The following is a 17525-nucleotide window of genomic DNA, read 5'->3' on the forward strand; positions in this document are numbered from 1 at the left end:
CAACGCTCACAACTAGATATACACCAACGGGGATCTACTGGTAGCATTGCAGGACCGTTTTGGCGTTCTTCCAGCCGCCAAGCTCGCAGAGCACCTTGAGCGGCTGAGCCATCAAGTCGCTCGCAAACTTGCGTCTCAGCGAGTGCCAACCCCTGCGGCGCTTCCGCTCCATCCCCGCGAGTTCCTCGGCCCTGCCCCACCAGACGCTCGGCTGCGACGGGCTCACGCATGTCAAAGGATTCGTCGCCGAGGGCAGCACCGGCGCGTCCCCGATTCCGGGGCTCCTCCTCCACGCCTGCTTGAGAACGGCGAGCGCTTGGCCGGACAACGGGGTCCGGTGCTGGTATCCCGTCTTCTCGTGTTCGCAGCGCCACCGGACGGTCTCGGCGTCGAGGTCGACATCAGACCACCTGAGCTTGCGGATGGCCCCGATTCTGTGTCCCGTCTCGTGGGCGAGCACCAGTGCGAGGTGGAACCGCCAGCCCACCTGCCGGGACACGTTCAGAAGCGCCCGGTATTCCTCTTCCGTAACGACTACGCGAACCGGGTTCTTCTCGACGGGTTTCCTGAGACCCTTGAGCGGATTCCTGTCGAGGAGCAGGCGGCCGTGCTCGTCTCTCGACCTCGCGGCCCAGTTGAGCACCGCCATCAGGAATGTGAGATCGCTCTGGATGGTCCGGTCGGACACGGGCTTGCCGCTGGGGCCAACCCTGCCCGCGCGCCGCGCCCGTATGAACCGGTCCCAGTCCCTCCGCGACAGCGTCTCGGGTCTTCGGTCCCGCCCGAGGAATTCGAGGAACATCACCGTCGCGGCCCGGTCGTGCATGCGGGACGTCTCGCCCTTGGTGGGCGTCACCTCCTCACCGTAGATGTCAAAGAGCGTGCCCAAGGTGAGCGGCGCGGGCTCGGCCTTCGCCTTGCCGTTCAGGTTCGGGCCGACGAACCCGGCGGCGAACTCGTCCGCCTGCCTTTTCGCTCGGGTCCATTCCCGGTGCCCGAGAGACCGGGTGAGCCTTCGCCCGTTCTCTCGCCACTCGATCTGGAAGATGCCGGTCTTCGGGTCGGGAAAGATCCTGACCCGGTTCCGGCCCCATTCTCCGGCGCCGTAGGAGCGCCGGCTTCGTTTCGTGCGTGCCATCGTTCGATAACCTCCGATTGATGGACCGCACGATCTGCGTGTTTGAAACTTGGCGCCGCGCGGGCGCGTCGTCCAGAGTTGGCGGCCCGGTGCGCTTTCGCGTGAGGCGCTTCTCGGGCCGTTCGTCTCTTGCGGTTTACCGTGGAGCGTTCGATAACCTCCGATTGATGGACCGCACGATCTGCGTGTTTGAAACTTGGCGCCGCGCGGGCGCGTCGTCCAGAGTTGGCGGCCCGGTGCGCTTTCGCGTGAGGCGCTTCTCGGGCCGTTCGTCTCTTGCGGTTTACCGTGGAGCAAGATGTGTTTTTGATGTACAAAAACCTCTGGCCGGGGGATGGCCCCCGGACCCCCGAACGACATTCCGCGCGCCACCAAAGGAGGCCGCCCGACATGGCCCGTCCCCGGAAGCCCGAGGCCGAGCGCAGGACCCGCACGATCGGCGCGCGCGTCACGACAGCGGAAGCCGCCGAGATCGCCAAGCGGGCCGGGGCGGCCCGCATGACCAAGGGTGGCTACATGCGCCGCAGGGCGCTGGGGCAGCCGGTCCGCGAGGCGGCCGTTCACCGTCTCGGCGCTCGGGAGCGGGTCGAACTCCACCGGATCGGCGTGAACCTGAACCAGATCGCCCGCGCCCTGAACTCCGGAGCTTCGGCACCCGACGGGACGCTGGAGGCGGTCGAGAGGGTGGGCGAGCTTGCGGCCGATCTGCTGAGCGGCGAGGTGCTGGACCGATGATCCCGAAGATCAACAGTCTGGGGCGCTCGTTCGCCGGTGCCGCGGCGTACTGTCTGCACGATTCCCCGACGCCGGACGACCGGAGCCCGGAGACTGCGGAGCGGGTCGCGTGGACCGACACCCGGAACCTTGCGACGATCCGGGCGGAGCGGGCTGCGCCGCTGATGGCCGCGACCGCGAAGGCGGCCCCCGACCTCAAGCGGCTGGCGGGCGGGACGCCAAGGGGGCGGAAGCTGGCGAAGCCGGTGCTGCACTACTCGCTCAGTTGGGCGAGGGACGAGACGCCCGACCGGCAAGAGATGAGCCGCGCGGTGGACGGGAGCTTGGAGGCGCTGGGGCTGGAGGGCCACGAGGCGCTGGTCGTCGCGCACGACGACACCCGGCACCCCCATGTCCATGTGGTCGCCAACCGGGTCGATCCGGAGACCGGGAAGGCGGCGAAGCTCGGGAACAGCAAGCTCCGGCTGTCGCGCTGGGCCGAGGGTTACGAGCGGGAGCAGGGCCGGATCCGGTGCGAGGAGCGGGTCAGGAACAACGAACGGCGGCGCGCGGGCCAAGAGGTGGTTCGCACTCCGTGGGAGCGGCCGCGCCACTGGGCGCGCGTCCGCCGCGAGGGGATGCAGCCCGGGCGCGCGCGCCGGGCAAGGGGGCCGGTCGACGAAGGGTGGGTCGACATGGAGGCCTGGCGGCGTGCCGAGGCGCAGGCGTGGGAGAAGGTCGAGGATCGGCGCATGCAGGAGTTCTCGCGGCTGGAGAGCCGGGCGCGGGAGGAATGGGCCGGGCTGCTCAAGCGGCAGGAGGACATGCGCCAGAGGCTCGACCGGGAGAGCCGCACCGTGCTCGGGCGGCTCCGAATCTGGCGGATCGAGCCCTCGTTGCGAGAACTGGCCGGGGCGGTCCGGGGTCGGGAGGATCTGGTCGAGAGCTGGCGTGAGGATCTCGACCGGTACAACAAGGGCGAACGGGCCGCGCTGGGCAAGGCACACGCCGACAGCGCCCGGCAGATCGAGCGGAAGGTGCGCGAGGTGTACCGAAAGGGGCTGCAAGACGCGGAACAGCACGCACGGATCACTGTCCAGGACCTCGTCCAGCGGGCGGCGCGGGAGATGAAGGAGCGCGGCCCCAGCATAACCCACGTTCCCGTCCGACCGCCCCGGCCCCGAGGCCCCGAGCGTGACGGAGGAGGGTTCGAGCGATGACCCTTGACACCGTCACCGCAAGGGGATCCCAATCCCCATGGTAGCCAACAGGGTGCGAGGTTTGCCGTCGAGGGAATCGTATTCCACGAGTCCGTGCAGGTAGACGACCTCGATCCCATACGACAGCGTGTCGCTCAGGGGGATTCTGAATCCAGCGGTCACCGCGCCGCTCAGGTCGAAGCGCGCCACGGGCGTTCGGGGCCGGGACAACTTCGCTGGCGGACAGGGTTCGCCAGTGCCGCATGGCACGACGCCGCCCGTGCGGATGCCGACGGACAAGCCCACTCCGGCAAACGCATGTGCTCGCAGCAAGTTGAAGAGTACGAGCGCGGGGACCTCGATGTGCTCCGCGCTCTCGTGCTTGCGCACCCAGCTCGCCCCTATACGGAGCGGCAGGCCCGGCGCCGGGATGTCGAGTGAAATCCCGGCGGTGAATCCCGTCGTGTTCGTGTAACTAGCCCGATCTTGCACCAGCTTGGTGAAAGAGCCCCCGGCTCGGAGGTTGACGGTCTGCCCCTCGGCGGCGTGACTCACGCAAGCGAAGGCTGCCAGCGCCAAGATCGTTGCCCTGCCGGAAGCACTCATGATCCCACGTTCTTGAGCCATGTTGAGCGGATGTCCCCGGCGTTCCAGGTGGACGGCTCGGTAGCCGATTCCCTCACGGCAGTCGGCGCGTCGATGCCGTGGAAGTTCTGATTGTGGGCGGCCTCGTTCACACGGTTTTCGAGACACCAGACGAAATCTGACAGTCCCTCCAGACCATAACCCCCGTTCCCCCCCCGGCCCCGAGGCCCCGAGCGTGGCGGTGGAAGGATTCGAACGATGACACCACCATACCACGAGTGCAGCCCAGCGCCAACGCGCGAACTGATCTTCCACCTTCGATTATCGGCAAACATCCCGGCCGGAAGAATGGGCGCTGCTGACGGCGAGCCTCTCCACGGCGGGAAGAAGGACGACGCCCGCACCCGCGAACTTCCCCGGAGTGCGGGTCTTCCTCGGGTTCGAAGGGTGCGGTCCCTCAACTCGTGGACTTGGCGGCGGTCATCCCGGTTGCTTAGAATGTTGGAATGGTGTCCTCGAATGATGGAGGCATCGTGCCCGCCTTCGCACCTTGCCTACTCGTGCTCGCACTCTCCCTCTCAAGCGCCGGTTGCGGCAGCATCCTCGGCATCTTCGGCTCACGCGCGAAGCTGGAGTTGACGGTGCCGTCGGTCCCATGGACGGACGACTCGCAAAACAGCTTCGACGACCCGAACGGACTCGGGGGACTCAGAGTCGTGTTGAGCGGGGCCATCTCGGACACCCTCGCCGCGAGTGAATTCCCGGTACCGCCCTACCGAGTGCCGGGCTCCGGCACGATCCGTGTCCGTGTGTCTCTGTCCCAGGAATCTGAACTTGTCGCCGAGCGCGAGGTCGAGTGGGCGCTCAAATCGAACGCGAACACATGGAGGCTGGAGTTCGACCGTTCTCCGTTTCCAAGCGGCTCGCTGACCGATCCCGAGCGAGTGGAAAACAAGGATCCGAACCCGGGTTGCGGCTGGTTCAGCTGCCAGAAGGTGTGGCGCGTCGACATCGACGAGGATGCGCGCAACTACGACGATGAAGTGCTCTGGCTGATGCTCTGGATGTACGATGGCGGGTGCGTGGACGTCTGCCCGTAGTCGGTCTTGGACACACCTCTCTTCCGCCACCCGATCGCCGGCACCACCCGGGACGGGAGGTTGGGCGCGGCTGACGGTGAGCGACGCCCTCAAACGCGGGCATTTGGCGGCGGTGATCCCGGCCGCCTAGAATACCGAAACGGCGTCCTCGAATGAAGGAGGCATCTTGCCCTTGTTCGCACGTTTCCTCGTCGCGCTCGCACTCTGCCTCGCGAGTTCCGGGTGCGGCAGCGTCCTCGGCCTCCTGGGCATCGGTAGGGGGACTCTGGAGCTGGAGGTGTCCGCCGTACCGCGGGGCGACAACTACAATTCCACGACCGATTATGAGGGTCTCGCCGGTCTCTGGATCAAGCTCAGCGGATCCGTTGAGCGCACCTTCGTGGCGGCAGACCTTCCGGTCAGACCCTTCTCGGTGCCGCGTGACGGTTCGGTTCACGTTGAAGTCGCCCTCAGCGATGGCTCGCGCCAGGTTGCGTGGGGTCGAGGGAGCTGGGCGTTGTCCCCGGGCGTGGCATGGAAGCTCAGGTTCGAGCGTGGCCCTTTCTTCGTTGACGGCGATACGATGAACTGGTTGCCCCCAGCCCCCTCCATCCCCGGCCGTTCGGTAGAGCTTTGCAGCTGGCCGGGGTGCCGGGAGTACTGGCGCTTCGACATTGCCGAGGACGCACGCAACTATGAGGGCGAAGTCCTCTGGATGGTGCTCCTTGCGCCCGTACGCTGCCCCGAAGGCGAGGTCTGCTAGAACCATCACTTGCGGACTCCCCCGGGTAAGCGCGGCCCATCCGGGTGCGTAGCCTAGCCGGTCAGGTTCTGAAGCCACGTGCTGCGTATGTCGGCGGCGTCCCAGCCGCTGTCCCGCACCGCGCTCTGGCGAGTTGGAACGGCAAGACCCGGAAAGTGATCGGCGTGCACGCTGCCGTTGATCCGGTTTTCCATGCACCAGACAAAGTCGGACACATTGTTGCGCTTTCGCCAGTTGCCGCCGACCCTGACCCGACAGGACCCGAAGGCTGTGGCCACCGCCGCCGCCGAGTAGTTGGTTTCGTCGTTCTGCTCGTTCGACGGGTCGATCAGGTCCTGAAACAGCATCGCGATGTAGCCTTCCATCCTTGGGTCGGGGGCCAGGGTGTCGAATTGCGCATACTCCCAGGAGTGGCCCCAGGCCCCGATGTCGGCTGCGTAGTCGGCGAAACCCTCCTGGAAGGCGCAGAGGTAGCCTGATACCTCCCAATGCTCGTGCGACACATAGCACGATGGCTCGGCCCTCCAGAGGCCGCCATACGCTTTCGCGTGCATCGCATGCCCGTACTCATGAGCCGCGGTCCAATCCTTGTGGTAGGAAGCGGTTCCGAATTTGATGCGATGCTCACGGTCGTTGTACGACGACACCGAGTCCGAGTCCGAGTCCGAGGAGGATGTGAACCACGCGACCCGCGGAACCGAGGGGTTGCCGAAGTGGCGGAGTATCTTTGGAATGACATCCCCCAGGTTCTTCCACGGCAGATACCTCCGGTCCGAGCCGGCGGCCATGATCGTGTCCCCGCAGTCGCTCGACCGCGCCTGCCAGTAACCGGAAAGGCCCGCCCCGGCCATGTGGGCCGTGCTCGGCAGGTCCACGCCGCCTTCCAGGTGGAAGCCGGGGCGCGGGCAGTCGAAACGCACGATGCCGCTGGGGCCAACGGTGGCTCTCTGCTGGTTCCAAGGCCCGTCCGTATGATCGTGGTTGTGCCACTCCGCAACGTGCGCGTAGGCACCGACCGCCGCCAGATTCACGCCCTTCCGCACATACACCGCACTCATGTAGACGTAATCGTGGGAGTCCATTCCGACGTCATCTCCGTTATCCGCCGCCGCTTGGCTCCCCGTGCCGCCCCGGCCGATCCTGGTGTGGAACGGTCCCGGCACCGGCGCGATGCCGTCGGCGAAGACATCTTCGTCGAACTCCGGCGTCCACCGCCCGCCTGTGTCCGTCACGAGCATCCAGCGCTCGTACTGGACATCATCGCTCACATAGGGGTTCTTCCACTCGCCCGCGGGCGCTTCCGCGTCGGCGAAGATCGACAGGTGGTAGTACCCCACCTCGGGCAGCGTGATGGTGAACGAGCGTTGCCAGGTGTCACCGGGCTCCATCGGCGAGAGCGTCCACCGGCGCTCGACCGGTAGGCTCCGGCCAATCGGGTAGTACGGGCGCTTCCCGGCGCCGGCGTACTCCATGCCCGCCATCGTGGGCAGGGTGACGGTCACCGTGCCGCCGGCAACCTTCTCGACCGCCCTCCCCTGAAGTGTCACGGCAATGCTCGCGTTGGGCGTCAGCGCGCCGCTTGCGGAGATGTCGAGCTTGAAGCGAGGTCGCGTGTGGTCGACGACCGCGGCGGCGCTGGAGCCGCCCGATGACGCCGCCATCTCCCTCGGCAGATCGTCAACGGAGGATGGGCGCTCGGACTCGTGGAGCGCCACGGGATCATCGTGGCAGGCGGCTACCAGCACGATGCCGACCGCAGTGATCGAGGTTCGGTACATCGCCTTCGCGTTCATGTCTCTTCCTCCTTTGGGCCAAAGCCCTGGATGGTGTCGCGTCCGAGCGCGAGAGCGCCCGAACCGGTACTGGCAGACTGCCGGGCCGCTGAGGTTCCTTCGGCGATCCGGCCCCATATTCGAATATCGGCAATGCCCGCGAGCTCTCTGAGAGGAAAAATCCTGCAAGTCGTGAGGGGAAAAACCCTCAAGACGCTGCCGGGAAACTCCCCCTAGGAGAATGGGGGAGTGCGGGGCTCCGATGCCGCCGGTCCAAAGGAGCGTGCTCCTCCAATCTCGGCACCCATAGTGGCTACAGGCGCTTCCGCCGCGCATCCGTATGGTCCAGACATCGATGGCCCCGTCAATGGGGATCCGTCTCGGAAAGCCCCGGGGCGGCCAGCGCGGGAAAGTCCTGACAAAGGACGGAGCCCCGGGACCATGATAGACCGCGACACCGAGGTCACTATTCCGCAGTCATTATGGTGTCGGGGATCCAGGTCGGCTATATTCCACATTCCAACCAATATAGCCGCTGATAGATCATTCCGCTTGGCCGCCCGCCGCAATACGGCGTACCCGAACGAGCGAATACGACGGACAGCCTTCCACCGGTCGGCGCATCCATTGGGGACCGCCCCCGAAACCGACGCCTCCGGACCAAGGAGAAAGGACACCATGAAGACCAACGCCACCACAACCGCCGTTGCCGCCTTGCTCGCGCTCGCTCTTGCCGCTTGTGGAGACGCCACCCCGCCCCCGGACGTTACCCCGTTCGAGGCTCCGGAAGTCACGGCCGCGCTGGACTGGATCGAGGACTCCGGAATGGAGTTCGGCGCGGCTCCGTTCTCGCCTCCCGGCTGGCCCTACCGGATCGGCGAACGGATTACCACCTACCACCCGTCCGACCCCCGCAACGCCACATCACCGCTTCCCACCAGGTCCCAACTTCTCAAGCGGTTCCCCGATTTTCTCGGCATCTTCGCCGTCAACTGGGTGGACGGCTTGGCGTTCGGGGCCAAGTTCTCGGCGGGTGGTGGTGAGTTCCGGATCTACGAAGGCCACTTCCCGCAGAAGATTACCCGGACAAGCTACGAGGACGCCCAGCGTTTCGGGATCGCTCTACCGATGCCACCGGGCGGCAACGTGGAAAAAGCGCTGGGCGACCACATCGAGGCGGCTTATCCCGTGGCTTCCGACTCGCTGGACGTGCTCCGGGCGCGCTGGCATGAGCCGTTGGAGGTTCGGACCTACAAGGACGGCGGACGATGAGGCGGGCGGCGCTGGCCGCGCTGGCCGTCGCGCTGTGGTGCGCGGCCCCGGCTTCGGCCTAGGAAGCGGATGACGACCAGAGATACTGCCTGAGCACGGATACGGCCCGCAAATGCTTCGACAAGCACTTCAAGGATGAAATCCAGTTGGAGGGTTCCGAGCTGGAGCGCTGGCGGGGGAAGTTTGAGCGGGCGACGTGGGATACGGGCACGAACTGCGAGAAGGTGAAGACGGCGCTATTCGATCTGTTCGACAAGGCGGAATCGACGGTGAGCGGCAAGACGGCGGAACTGTATTTTGCCCTGCCGAAGGACAACGACTCCGACTTTGCTGGCAGCTATTGGGGAGGGCTGAACGACAGCACGGAGCATCTTGTCGTGGTCAGAAAAGACCTGACCGACGCGCGCAAAATCGAATTCCTGCTGCACGAGGCGGCCCACCATGCGGGTTTCGAGCATTCGGACAACTGGAACCCCTACAACGCGCAGAGCTGCGCGGAGGAGAAGGAGGACGACCCCGGCGGCGGGGGCGGCGAAAATACGGGGGACGACGACCCGACCTGCACGACGACGATCGAATGGAAAAAGGCTTATCGCTACTGCACGTACTGGACCGGCCCTTCGGGGCTGCCGCATTTACATGTCTGCATCGAAGAGATTTTGATACCTGTGGAGGTGACGATATGCACCACCTGACAACGATTTGCACGGCGGCGGCGGTCCTGTTGGTCGCGGCCCCGGTCGCGGCCCAAGAGGGGGCCGACACGACGGTGTACACGGGGGCGGACGCTCCGGTGTGGCTCACGGTGGAGGACGTCGACGGGGACGCGGGCGCGCACCGCGTCTACGTGGCGGTGCTGTGGGACGATTACCGCTCTACGCTTCCGTTCGCCGTCGAGGTCGGGGCGGGGGACCTGACGGTGTTCCTTCCGAAGACGGAGGACGCGGACGAATCGGACCTGTCCGAAGGCTGCCGGTTCACAAGTGCGAGGATGGCGCACGGCAACCCCGGCATGGTCCCCGCGAACCGGGCGGATACGGAATGTCTCGCACCCCCGGCGGCGTACCTTCCGCTGGTCGGAATCGAGTACACGGGTTCGCCGGCGCGGATGGCCTGTCTGCCGGCGGCGCGTGATGACGGGATCGAGGACCCGGAGGTGCGGTACTTCGCTTGCTACTGGTCGGCCCCACCGGACGAAGGAGGCTGAACCGGGACCGACTGGCGTAGAGGGGGACAAGCGGGGCCGCTTCGGACGCGATCCGGGGCGGCCCTTTGCCGCTCAAGGGCGTTTGCGGAGCCACTGAGGCAGTCGTGGCCCGGTGCCGGGACACGGACGATGTGTGGGCTTTCGGGATCTTCGGCGCAGACGCAGCGCGGGTGAGGGAGTCCCGCCATTCAACTCGTTTTTCCCGCTCTCACGGCACGGTCCAGCAGGGTCCGGTGCAACGACAGGAAACGCAGATCGTGCAGTCCTGTAAGTAGTTAGACGATTTCCTGTCGGGATTCAGACCTCTGGCAATCCGTGTGGCCGACATCACGTATGTGCCCACTTGGGCGGGCTGGCTGTACCTAGCCGTTGTGCTCGACGTCTGGAGCCGTCGCGTCGTCGGCTGGGCCATGGCGACGCACATGCGGACCGAACTCGTCGAGGCCGCGCTGTCGATGGCCCTCGCGCGCCGTCGTCCCCGGGGGCGCATCGTCCATCACTCCGACAGGGGCTCGCAGTACACCTCGCTCGCCTTCGGGGAGCGCTGTCGCGAGTCGGGCATCGCCCAGTCCATGGGCTCGGCGGGCGATGCGTACGACAACGCCATGTGCGAGTCGTTCTTCGCGACGCTCGAGTGCGAGCTGATCTGGAAGCGCTCCTTCCGCACGGCGGACGAGGCGCGACGGGAGGTCTTCGGCTTCATCGAGGGCTTCTACAACACCCGGCGGCTGCACTCCGCACTCGGCTACGAGTCGCCGGCAGACTACGAGAGGAACCATGCGGCCTGAGGCGCACCGGCGGCGCGCACGGACGTCCTCTCCCGAGCGCCTGAGAGAGGCCGAAAGGAGAAGAGCCCGAGACGATCAACCACAGAAACTAACCGTCCGTGAAAGCGGGACAGCTCCAGACACCCATCATGGATCGCAAACGGATGATCAACGTACGGATCGGCCCGTGTTGCTTCAATCGACCTGGCTTAGGATTCGACGTGATCCCGTGTAATCCTAGGAAAGACGGGGGCCTCCCGTGGCGAGGCGTGCGCGCTTCTTGTTCCGGGCTAACCCCCCACGCCCCCTCGAGCGGAGATCCGCTTGACGAACCGCATCAGGCGAGCGTGAACTCGATCCCCTCACGTTTTTTTCGCACCGTCTCGGCGAACTCGCGTGCGATCCTTGCGCAGCGTTAGCGACGCGACCCACGGTGAAGACGCTCAAAAGGTTATGGCTCTTATGCTTCGCGGTCAGGAAATCCCCCTGCCGCCCCATCCAAGAATGACCGCAGCCGTTCCGCCAAGCGGTCGACATCCGTTGTCTCGCATTCCCAAACGACGCGCGGCCGCCAGCCCATCTGTTCCAGCGCCTTGGTATTCCTTCGGTCGCGCTGAACGTTCAGGTCGAGCTGCATCCGCCAGCACGCCCGATTCGCTGTCATGCCGCCCAACCGGCCGACAGCACCTCCGCCTGTTCAAGCACCGTCCGCGTCGCCTTCTCCTGCTTGTCGGGCGGGTAGCCGTGCTTTCGCAGGATGCGCTTGACCAACCGCCGCAGGTTGGCACGGACGTTCTCGCGAAGCGTCCAGTCGATCCTCACGTTGTTGCGCACGGTCTCGACCAGCTCGCGGGCGATGTCGCGTAGGGTCTCGTCGCCGAGGACCTGCACGGCGCTGTCGTTCGTCCCGAGCGCATCGTAGAAGGCGAGTTCATCGTCGGAGAGCCCCAGCGCCTCGCCTCGGGCGTTCGCCTCGCGCATCTCGCGGGCAAGCTGAATCAGTTCCTCGATGACCTGCGCGGCCTCGACGGCCCGATTCGCGTAGCGGCGGACGGTCTGATCGAGCATCTCGGCGAAGGATCGCGCTTGGACCACGTTCCGTCGACTGCGGACCGCTAGTTCCCCCTTGAGGAGCTTCCGCAGCAGTTCGACGGCGAGGTTCCGCCGCTTCATCCCCCGCACTTCGGCCAGAAACTCTTCGGACAGGATCGAGATGTCGGGCTTCTCAAGGCCCGCCGCTGCGAAGATGTCCACGACGCCTTCGGAGGCGACGGCTCGCGACACGATCTGGCGTATGGCCATGTCAAGCTCCTCCTCGGACTGCGCTTCCCCGGCGGCGCGTTTGGCCAGCACCGACCGGACGGCTTGGAAGAACGCCACGTCGTCCCGGATCCCTAGCGCTTTCCCGTGAGGGACGGCGAGCGCGAACGCCTGGGAGAGTTCGCGCACGGCCAGTAGACAGCGTTCCTTGCCGTTCTCCTGCGCGAGGATGTGTTCCTGGGCTGCCGGCAGCAGGCTCGTGCGTTCGGCGGGCGTGCCGTCGATCCACCCCGAGTAGTCGAAGCCGAAGAACAGGCCTTGGCACACCTGGTATTTCTCCACCATTACGTCGGCCGCCTCGGACTGGTCCAGCGTGGTCCTGCCCGTGCCGCCGCTCTCGGTGTAGGTCGCGAGAGCACGTTTGAGTTCGTGGGCGAGCCCGAGGTAGTCCACGACCAACCCGCCCGGCTTGTCGCGGAACACGCGGTTCACCCGCGCGATGGCCTGCATGAGCCCGTGGCCGCGCATCGGCTTGTCCACGTACATGGTGTGCAGGCTCGGGGCATCGAATCCGGTCAGCCACATGTCCCGCACGAGTACCACCCGGAGGGAATCGCCGGGATCGCGAAACCGCTTCGCCAGGGTCTCGCGGCGCTTCTTGTTCCGGATGAGCGGCTGCCAGTCGGGAGGGTCCGATGCGCTGCCGGTCATCACGACCTTGATCTCGCCATCCGCGTCGTCCTCGTGGTGCCACTCGGGACGCAGACGGATCAACTCCCGGTAGAGTTCGATGCAGATGCGACGGCTCATGCAGACGATCATCGCCTTGCCGTCAATGGCTTCGAGCCGCCGGTCGAAGTGTGAGACGATGTCCCGGGCGACGAGCTTGAGTCGGTGCGGGGCTCCGACGACCGCTTCGAGTTGAGCCCACTTGGTCTTGAGCTTCTCCTTGCGCTCGACCTCCTCGCCCTCGGTCGCCTCCTCGAAGTCGGGATCGATCTTGGGCCGTTCGGCCTCGTCTAGTGCCAGCCTCGCCAGTCGGCTCTCGTAGTAGATCGGCACGGTGGCCTTGTCTTCTACCGCCCGCTCGATGTCGTAGACGCTGATGTAGTCGCCGAACACGGCCCGCGTGTTGGCGTCCTCAAGCTCGATGGGCGTGCCCGTGAAGCCGATGAACGAGGCGTTGGGAAGCGCGTCGCGCATGTGGCGGGCGTAGCCGTCGATGAAGTCGTACTGGCTGCGGTGGGCCTCGTCGGCGATCACCACGATGTTGCGGCGCCCCGACAACTCGGGCATTCGGTCACCCTTCTCCTCGGGGAAGAACTTCTGGATGGTGGTGAACACCACGCCGCCCGACTCGACGGACAGCTTGCCCCGCAGGTCGGCCCGGTTCTCGGCCTGGGTCGGCGGTTGCCCGAGGAGATCGTGGCAGCGGGAGAACGTGCCGAAGAGTTGGTCGTCGAGGTCGTTGCGATCCGTCAGGACCACGATGGTCGGGTTCTCCATCATCGGCTGGCGGGCGATCCGTCCGGCGTAGAAGGCCATCGTCAGGCTCTTCCCCGAGCCTTGGGTGTGCCAGACGACTCCGATGCGCCGATCTCCCGGCGTGCCTCCGGGCTTCCGGCCCGACTCGTACCGACCGCTCTCCTCGGGAACCCACTTCGCTTTCCGCCGGAGCGCGGCCGCGCGCAGGGTCTCCTGTACCGCCGTCTCCACCGCGTGGAACTGGTGATAACCAGCCATCTTCTTGGCCAGCCTGTCGCCGCCGTCGTCCTCGAAGACGATGAAGTCCCGGACCAGCGACAGGAACCGCTCGCGCTCGCACATCCCTTCGAGCATCACCCGCAGCTGGGGCAAATGCGGTCCGGCCAGCGTCTCGCCCGTGATCGTGCGCCAAGGCTTGAACCACTCGCGCCCGGCGGTGAGGGTTCCCATGCGGGCCTTGAGGCCGTCCGAAGCGATGAGAACCGCGTTGAAGGCGAACAGGTCAAATAGCTCGGCCTTGTAGGTCTGGATCTGCTCCCAAGCCTTCCGCACCCTGGCCTTCTTGTCCACCGGGTTCTTGAGTTCGATCAGGCCCAGCGGAAGGCCGTTGACGAACAGCATGATGTCCGGCCGCCGCTCGTGCTCGCCTTCGACCACGGTGAACTGGTTGACCGCGAGCCAGTCGTTGTTCGCGGGGTTCTGGTAGTCGAGGACGGAGACCTGCGCACCGCGCATCGCACCCCCGGGGGGCCGGTACTCGACCGTCACGCCATCCACGAGCAGGCGGTGGAACGCTCGGTTGCGGGCTTCCAATGTGGAGCCTTCGGGGCGAGTGATCTTGCGGAACGCGTCGTCCACTGCCTCGGCGGGCAGGTTCGGGTTCAACCGGTCCAAGGCGTCGCGCAGCCGGTGTTCCAGAAGGACTGCGGTGTAATCGGCCCGTTCCGCACCTTCCGCGTGCGGGCCGATGTCGGGACCGTAGGCCACGTTCCACCCGAGGCCTTCGAGCCATTCCAGCGCAGCGGCTTCGACCTCCGGCTCGGTGAAAGCCGCCATCAGACAGCCGCGCCGCCGGATCCCAGGACAAAACTTGCTCGTTCTCGCCTGAGCATCTCGTAAGGGTTCATACAGGGCACACCGAGGTCGATACAGGCGTTCGGAATCTTGACCTTACGCTCAGTGTCAGCCGGAACTTCGTGCGTCACGACAGTGCAATCGTGAGCCAGCGCGTGCCCGACAAGCCAGTAGTCGGCGACCTGGAGAAATGTGGCGACCGCGGCAGGTTGGTATCCGCTGCCGCTCGCCCAATCGCTTACGCTGTGAAGCGCCGATACGACCGCCTTGTCCGGTCTCAGAAAGAAACGTTCGCTCCTCACTGCTGCCCAGCTCGACAGTTCGTCTGCTCCCGCGTGCAATTCGTCGGCGACCTTCTCGATACTGGCGACCTTTCCGGTGCGATTCTGCTCGACGAGCCAATCCCAAAAGGCAGGGCAGAAATCAAAGCCATAGTGCAGATTCTTGGCTTGGATGAACACGTTTGCGTCGATGAGATAAGCGGTCATCCGATCACCCCGACTTCGCGCCCCAGCTTGTTGAAGGTCTTGGTCTTCCGGACTCCCAACATCCTAAACGCGTCCCGGTAGAGCGTATGCCCTTCGAGCGTGCTCGCGACGAGCGCTCGAGCGAAACGGTGGCTGACGCGCGCCAGCGTGGTGTTGTAGAAGTCGCCGCCACCGCCTCGAACAAGACGCGTCAGGTGCTCGATCTCCCGCTCCCACGCGACATTGAAGCGACTCCGTTCGATCCACCCCGCGTCGAGAAGGCGTCTCAGAATCACCAGCTTGCTGACCTTGAACGCGCGCGCAAGCCGGGACAGAGCCTCCGGGAGCTGCTCGTTCCATCGGAGATCGGACCGCAACACGTCGAGCGGCACTAGGAACTCTGCCGCCACCGCGTTACACCACACCTCCTCGCGGCGGAAGCCAGACTGCGGAGCTACGCCGAGATTCGACAGAGCCGAGGCTCCAAGCCAGAGATGCGCAAGCTCGTGGGCGAGCGTGAACATCTGGGCCGCCTTCGTGTCTCGACCGTTGATGAAGACCAGCGGCGCCACAGGATCAGACAGCGCGAAGCCGCGGAACTCGGCGGGGTCGAGGGGGCGGCGGTTGTTGCTCATCACGACACCGCTGACCATGACGAGCACACCGACCTCGTCGGTTTGGCGGATGAACAGTCGCAGGGCATCGGTCCAGGTCGAGCACTCCCGGCGGGCTGCAGGATCAAAGCCTAGCCGCTCACGCATCTGGTTCGCAACGGATTCTGGAGACGCTTCGAGCGAGGCGTGTCCTACGAAATCCAGCTCCGGCCGACCGCTTACCCGGGCGAAGTCCCGATACCAGCTCTGCCGTTCCTGACACATGTAGATCGTGTCCAACAGGTCCGGACTCGGTCGCGTCAACTCGTGTGCGACATGGGTTCGGAAATCCGGGATGGGGATGGTCTCCTCCGGCGGTTCCGTGAGGAACAGATAACCGACGGGCACATGGACGGCGCGCGCGAATGCCTCGACCTGTTTGAGGGTGGGTCGCGTTTCTCCGTCCTCCCACTCCGGCAGCCTCTTGAACCTCTTCGCCAAGCTGTCGAATGGGATCCCAGAGCGCTCGCGCGCCCAACGGAGAAGGTGGGGGTTTACGGCCACGCGGATCATAACCGCTCCCTCAATTCTTCGGCCTCAGCCCTCTTGGATTCGGCCAAACGAAGTTCGCCCGAAATGAGCTTTGGGAGGAGGGTGTCGCGGAGCGCGCCGAGGGTGCGGGATTCGTGGATGTTTCCGACGATGCGCCGCAGAATCGGCGTAACGAGTCGCTGGAACTCAGCAGCCACGTCATCCATTGGCCGACATAGGTCATACCTGTTCATGGCCTTCCAACTGGTTCGAGGCATCCTCGTCCCCGTCGCGGCCTGGCTTGTGTGGGCAACAAACGCAGACGACGAGACGCAGGCTAGTACGAATGCGGACCACTTCGGCTCTCGTGCGCCAAGCACAACGATATCTGTCGAGCAGACGCCGTCCACTGGCGCGATTCCCACCTTGTGGAAGTAGGGCCTGAGCTTGCCGAACAGAATGTCTCCGGCCTCGAACGCGGACTTTCTGCTGAAAACGCTCCCGGCCCCACCCCAGTCTGTCAGGGCGATCGATCCACGGGGCATGTCGGCTAACCCGATGTAGGGGGTATCGGTCGCTACGCTTGCCGGATCGACTCCTCGCCGTCGCAAGGCCGCCACATCGCCGAGCCTTCCAACCTCCCATCCCTCCGGAATCTCGCCCAACTCGGAATCCACCAGCCGATCGGGGAACAGGTCGGCGATGTCCCCCGGCAGGCCCGTGTCGCGACCTTCCAACTTGGCCCGCACCGGATCGAAATCGACGAACCAGGACTTGAACAGCGCCCGCGCCTTCGCTTCCAACGTCTCGTTCATCCGGCGGTTCAACTCGATCTTGTCGTCCAACGTGCCGAGGACATGAGCGATGGCGCGTTGCTCGGAAAGGGGAGGCAGCGGCACATCGAGTTGCGCCAATGCGTCCGTTGGCACTCGTTGGCGTCCGGACGTGCCGGTCATCTGGCCAATCGCATATTCCCGAACGAGATTCGAGCGCGCAGCGTAGAAGGCGTACTCGGAATCAGTTACCCCGGGTCGACCGCGAACCACGATGAATTCCGTCGACCCATGGGCAACATCGCCTATGCCGGAGTTCGCGGAGTAGCGGGCGATCTTGCCGTTCTCCAAGCACGGGGTGATCCGGGCGAACAGGGTATCACCGTGCTGGAACCTGCTACCGCTGCCTCGAAACTCTCTGATACGTGCCGAGCGAACGGCACGACGGGTTGGATCGACAGCGGCCATATCGACGAATGGGGTTGGGCTGCCACGTTCGATCGGCACGGCAGGGTTGACCACGAACGCTTCGCTGAACGGCATGGTGGACCAATCCTCGATGCGTGCTCGACCGTCCACCTCGGAGACTGTGGTCGGAGGCTGCATGGTCACCGCGTCGCGCCGGATGATCGCGCGAAAGGCATCGTCGGTCCTTGCCCAATCCACGACATCGACCTTGAACGGCAAGTCGGAGTTTCCGAGCGCCTCGTCCAAGGCGGAGACTGTGCGTAGCGAGAGAGGCTCTTCACCCATGACCGCAAGGTCGAGGTCGGAGTAGTCCTTCGCGGTCCAGCTCGCGCGCGATCCGAAGGCGAGCACCTCGCGATCCGGTACATGGCTCCGTAG

General features: G+C 65.3%; 15 protein-coding genes. 8 read left to right on the forward strand and 7 right to left on the reverse strand.

All coding sequences use genetic code 11. The features are described from left to right. Positions 1 to 34 precede the first annotated feature (34 nt). Positions 35 to 1138, reverse strand: a complete 1104-nt coding sequence (locus ACOOGH_RS01805) for a tyrosine-type recombinase/integrase (RefSeq protein WP_420447283.1) — start codon at positions 1136 to 1138, stop codon at positions 35 to 37. Positions 1139 to 1528: 390 nt separating this feature from the next. On the opposite strand from ACOOGH_RS01805, the gene ACOOGH_RS01810 reads away from it, so the two are divergent. Together ACOOGH_RS01810 and ACOOGH_RS01815 are read left to right on the forward strand one after the other, a co-directional pair. Further along, positions 1529 to 1873, forward strand: coding sequence for a plasmid mobilization protein (locus tag ACOOGH_RS01810; RefSeq protein WP_420447284.1), 345 nt, complete (start codon positions 1529 to 1531; stop codon positions 1871 to 1873). Further along, positions 1870 to 3072 carry a relaxase/mobilization nuclease domain-containing protein gene (locus ACOOGH_RS01815; protein WP_420447285.1) on the forward strand — a complete coding sequence of 401 codons (1203 nt, stop codon included), beginning with the start codon at positions 1870 to 1872 and terminating at the stop codon, positions 3070 to 3072. The genes ACOOGH_RS01810 and ACOOGH_RS01815 overlap by 4 nt, the downstream gene beginning before the upstream one ends. Before the next feature lie 12 nt (positions 3073 to 3084). On the opposite strand, the gene ACOOGH_RS01820 is transcribed toward ACOOGH_RS01815, so the two are convergent. Beyond that, positions 3085 to 3606: a hypothetical protein gene (locus ACOOGH_RS01820; RefSeq protein WP_420447286.1), complete on the reverse strand. Its 522-nt coding sequence runs from the start codon at positions 3604 to 3606 to the stop codon at positions 3085 to 3087. A gap of 563 nt (positions 3607 to 4169) precedes the next feature. Between ACOOGH_RS01820 and ACOOGH_RS01825 the strand changes: the two genes are divergently transcribed. Next, complete coding sequence (locus ACOOGH_RS01825) at positions 4170 to 4736, forward strand: hypothetical protein (RefSeq protein ID WP_420447287.1); 567 nt, start codon at positions 4170 to 4172, stop codon at positions 4734 to 4736. A 172-nt stretch (positions 4737 to 4908) separates the two neighbouring features. Further along, positions 4909 to 5478, forward strand: a complete 570-nt coding sequence (locus tag ACOOGH_RS01830; RefSeq protein ID WP_420447288.1) for a hypothetical protein — start codon at positions 4909 to 4911, stop codon at positions 5476 to 5478. A 53-nt stretch (positions 5479 to 5531) separates the two neighbouring features. Here the strand turns inward: ACOOGH_RS01830 and ACOOGH_RS01835 are convergent, their stop codons facing one another. Beyond that, on the reverse strand, positions 5532 to 7271 hold the full coding sequence (locus ACOOGH_RS01835) for a hypothetical protein (RefSeq protein WP_420447289.1): 1740 nt from the start codon (positions 7269 to 7271) through the stop codon (positions 5532 to 5534). 657 nt (positions 7272 to 7928) lie between these two features. On the opposite strand from ACOOGH_RS01835, the gene ACOOGH_RS01840 reads away from it, so the two are divergent. The 4 genes from ACOOGH_RS01840 to ACOOGH_RS01855 all read left to right on the forward strand — a co-directional run bounded on the left by ACOOGH_RS01840 (position 7929) and on the right by ACOOGH_RS01855 (position 10517). Further along, complete coding sequence (locus ACOOGH_RS01840) at positions 7929 to 8522, forward strand: hypothetical protein (RefSeq protein ID WP_420447290.1); 594 nt, start codon at positions 7929 to 7931, stop codon at positions 8520 to 8522. A 146-nt stretch (positions 8523 to 8668) separates the two neighbouring features. Continuing rightward, complete coding sequence (locus ACOOGH_RS01845) at positions 8669 to 9217, forward strand: hypothetical protein (protein ID WP_420447291.1); 549 nt, start codon at positions 8669 to 8671, stop codon at positions 9215 to 9217. Next, the gene (locus tag ACOOGH_RS01850) at positions 9205 to 9729 is read left to right on the forward strand and encodes a hypothetical protein (RefSeq protein WP_420447292.1); all 525 of its coding nucleotides are present in this window, start codon (positions 9205 to 9207) and stop codon (positions 9727 to 9729) included. Before ACOOGH_RS01845 ends, ACOOGH_RS01850 begins: the two co-directional genes overlap by 13 nt. Before the next feature lie 287 nt (positions 9730 to 10016). Continuing rightward, positions 10017 to 10517, forward strand: a complete 501-nt coding sequence (locus tag ACOOGH_RS01855) for an IS3 family transposase (protein ID WP_420447341.1) — start codon at positions 10017 to 10019, stop codon at positions 10515 to 10517. 639 nt (positions 10518 to 11156) lie between these two features. On the opposite strand, the gene ACOOGH_RS01860 is transcribed toward ACOOGH_RS01855, so the two are convergent. From ACOOGH_RS01860 to ACOOGH_RS01875, 4 genes are read right to left on the reverse strand one after another with little or no spacing between them, the layout of a single operon-like run. After that, entirely contained in the window at positions 11157 to 14297 is a 3141-nt protein-coding gene (locus ACOOGH_RS01860; RefSeq protein ID WP_420447293.1) for a type I restriction endonuclease subunit R, read from the reverse strand. Continuing rightward, complete coding sequence (locus tag ACOOGH_RS01865; protein WP_420447294.1) at positions 14297 to 14803, reverse strand: DUF4411 family protein; 507 nt, start codon at positions 14801 to 14803, stop codon at positions 14297 to 14299. The genes ACOOGH_RS01860 and ACOOGH_RS01865 overlap by 1 nt, the downstream gene beginning before the upstream one ends. Beyond that, the gene (locus ACOOGH_RS01870) at positions 14800 to 15948 is read right to left on the reverse strand and encodes an ImmA/IrrE family metallo-endopeptidase (RefSeq protein ID WP_420447295.1); all 1149 of its coding nucleotides are present in this window, start codon (positions 15946 to 15948) and stop codon (positions 14800 to 14802) included. The genes ACOOGH_RS01865 and ACOOGH_RS01870 overlap by 4 nt, the downstream gene beginning before the upstream one ends. Then, positions 15945 to 17498, reverse strand: a complete 1554-nt coding sequence (locus tag ACOOGH_RS01875; RefSeq protein WP_420447296.1) for a restriction endonuclease subunit S — start codon at positions 17496 to 17498, stop codon at positions 15945 to 15947. Before ACOOGH_RS01875 ends, ACOOGH_RS01870 begins: the two co-directional genes overlap by 4 nt. Positions 17499 to 17525: the final 27 nt, after the last annotated feature.

The sequence above is a fragment of the Candidatus Palauibacter sp. genome (assembly GCF_965213655.1).
Classification (GTDB): domain Bacteria; phylum Gemmatimonadota; class Gemmatimonadetes; order Palauibacterales; family Palauibacteraceae; genus Palauibacter.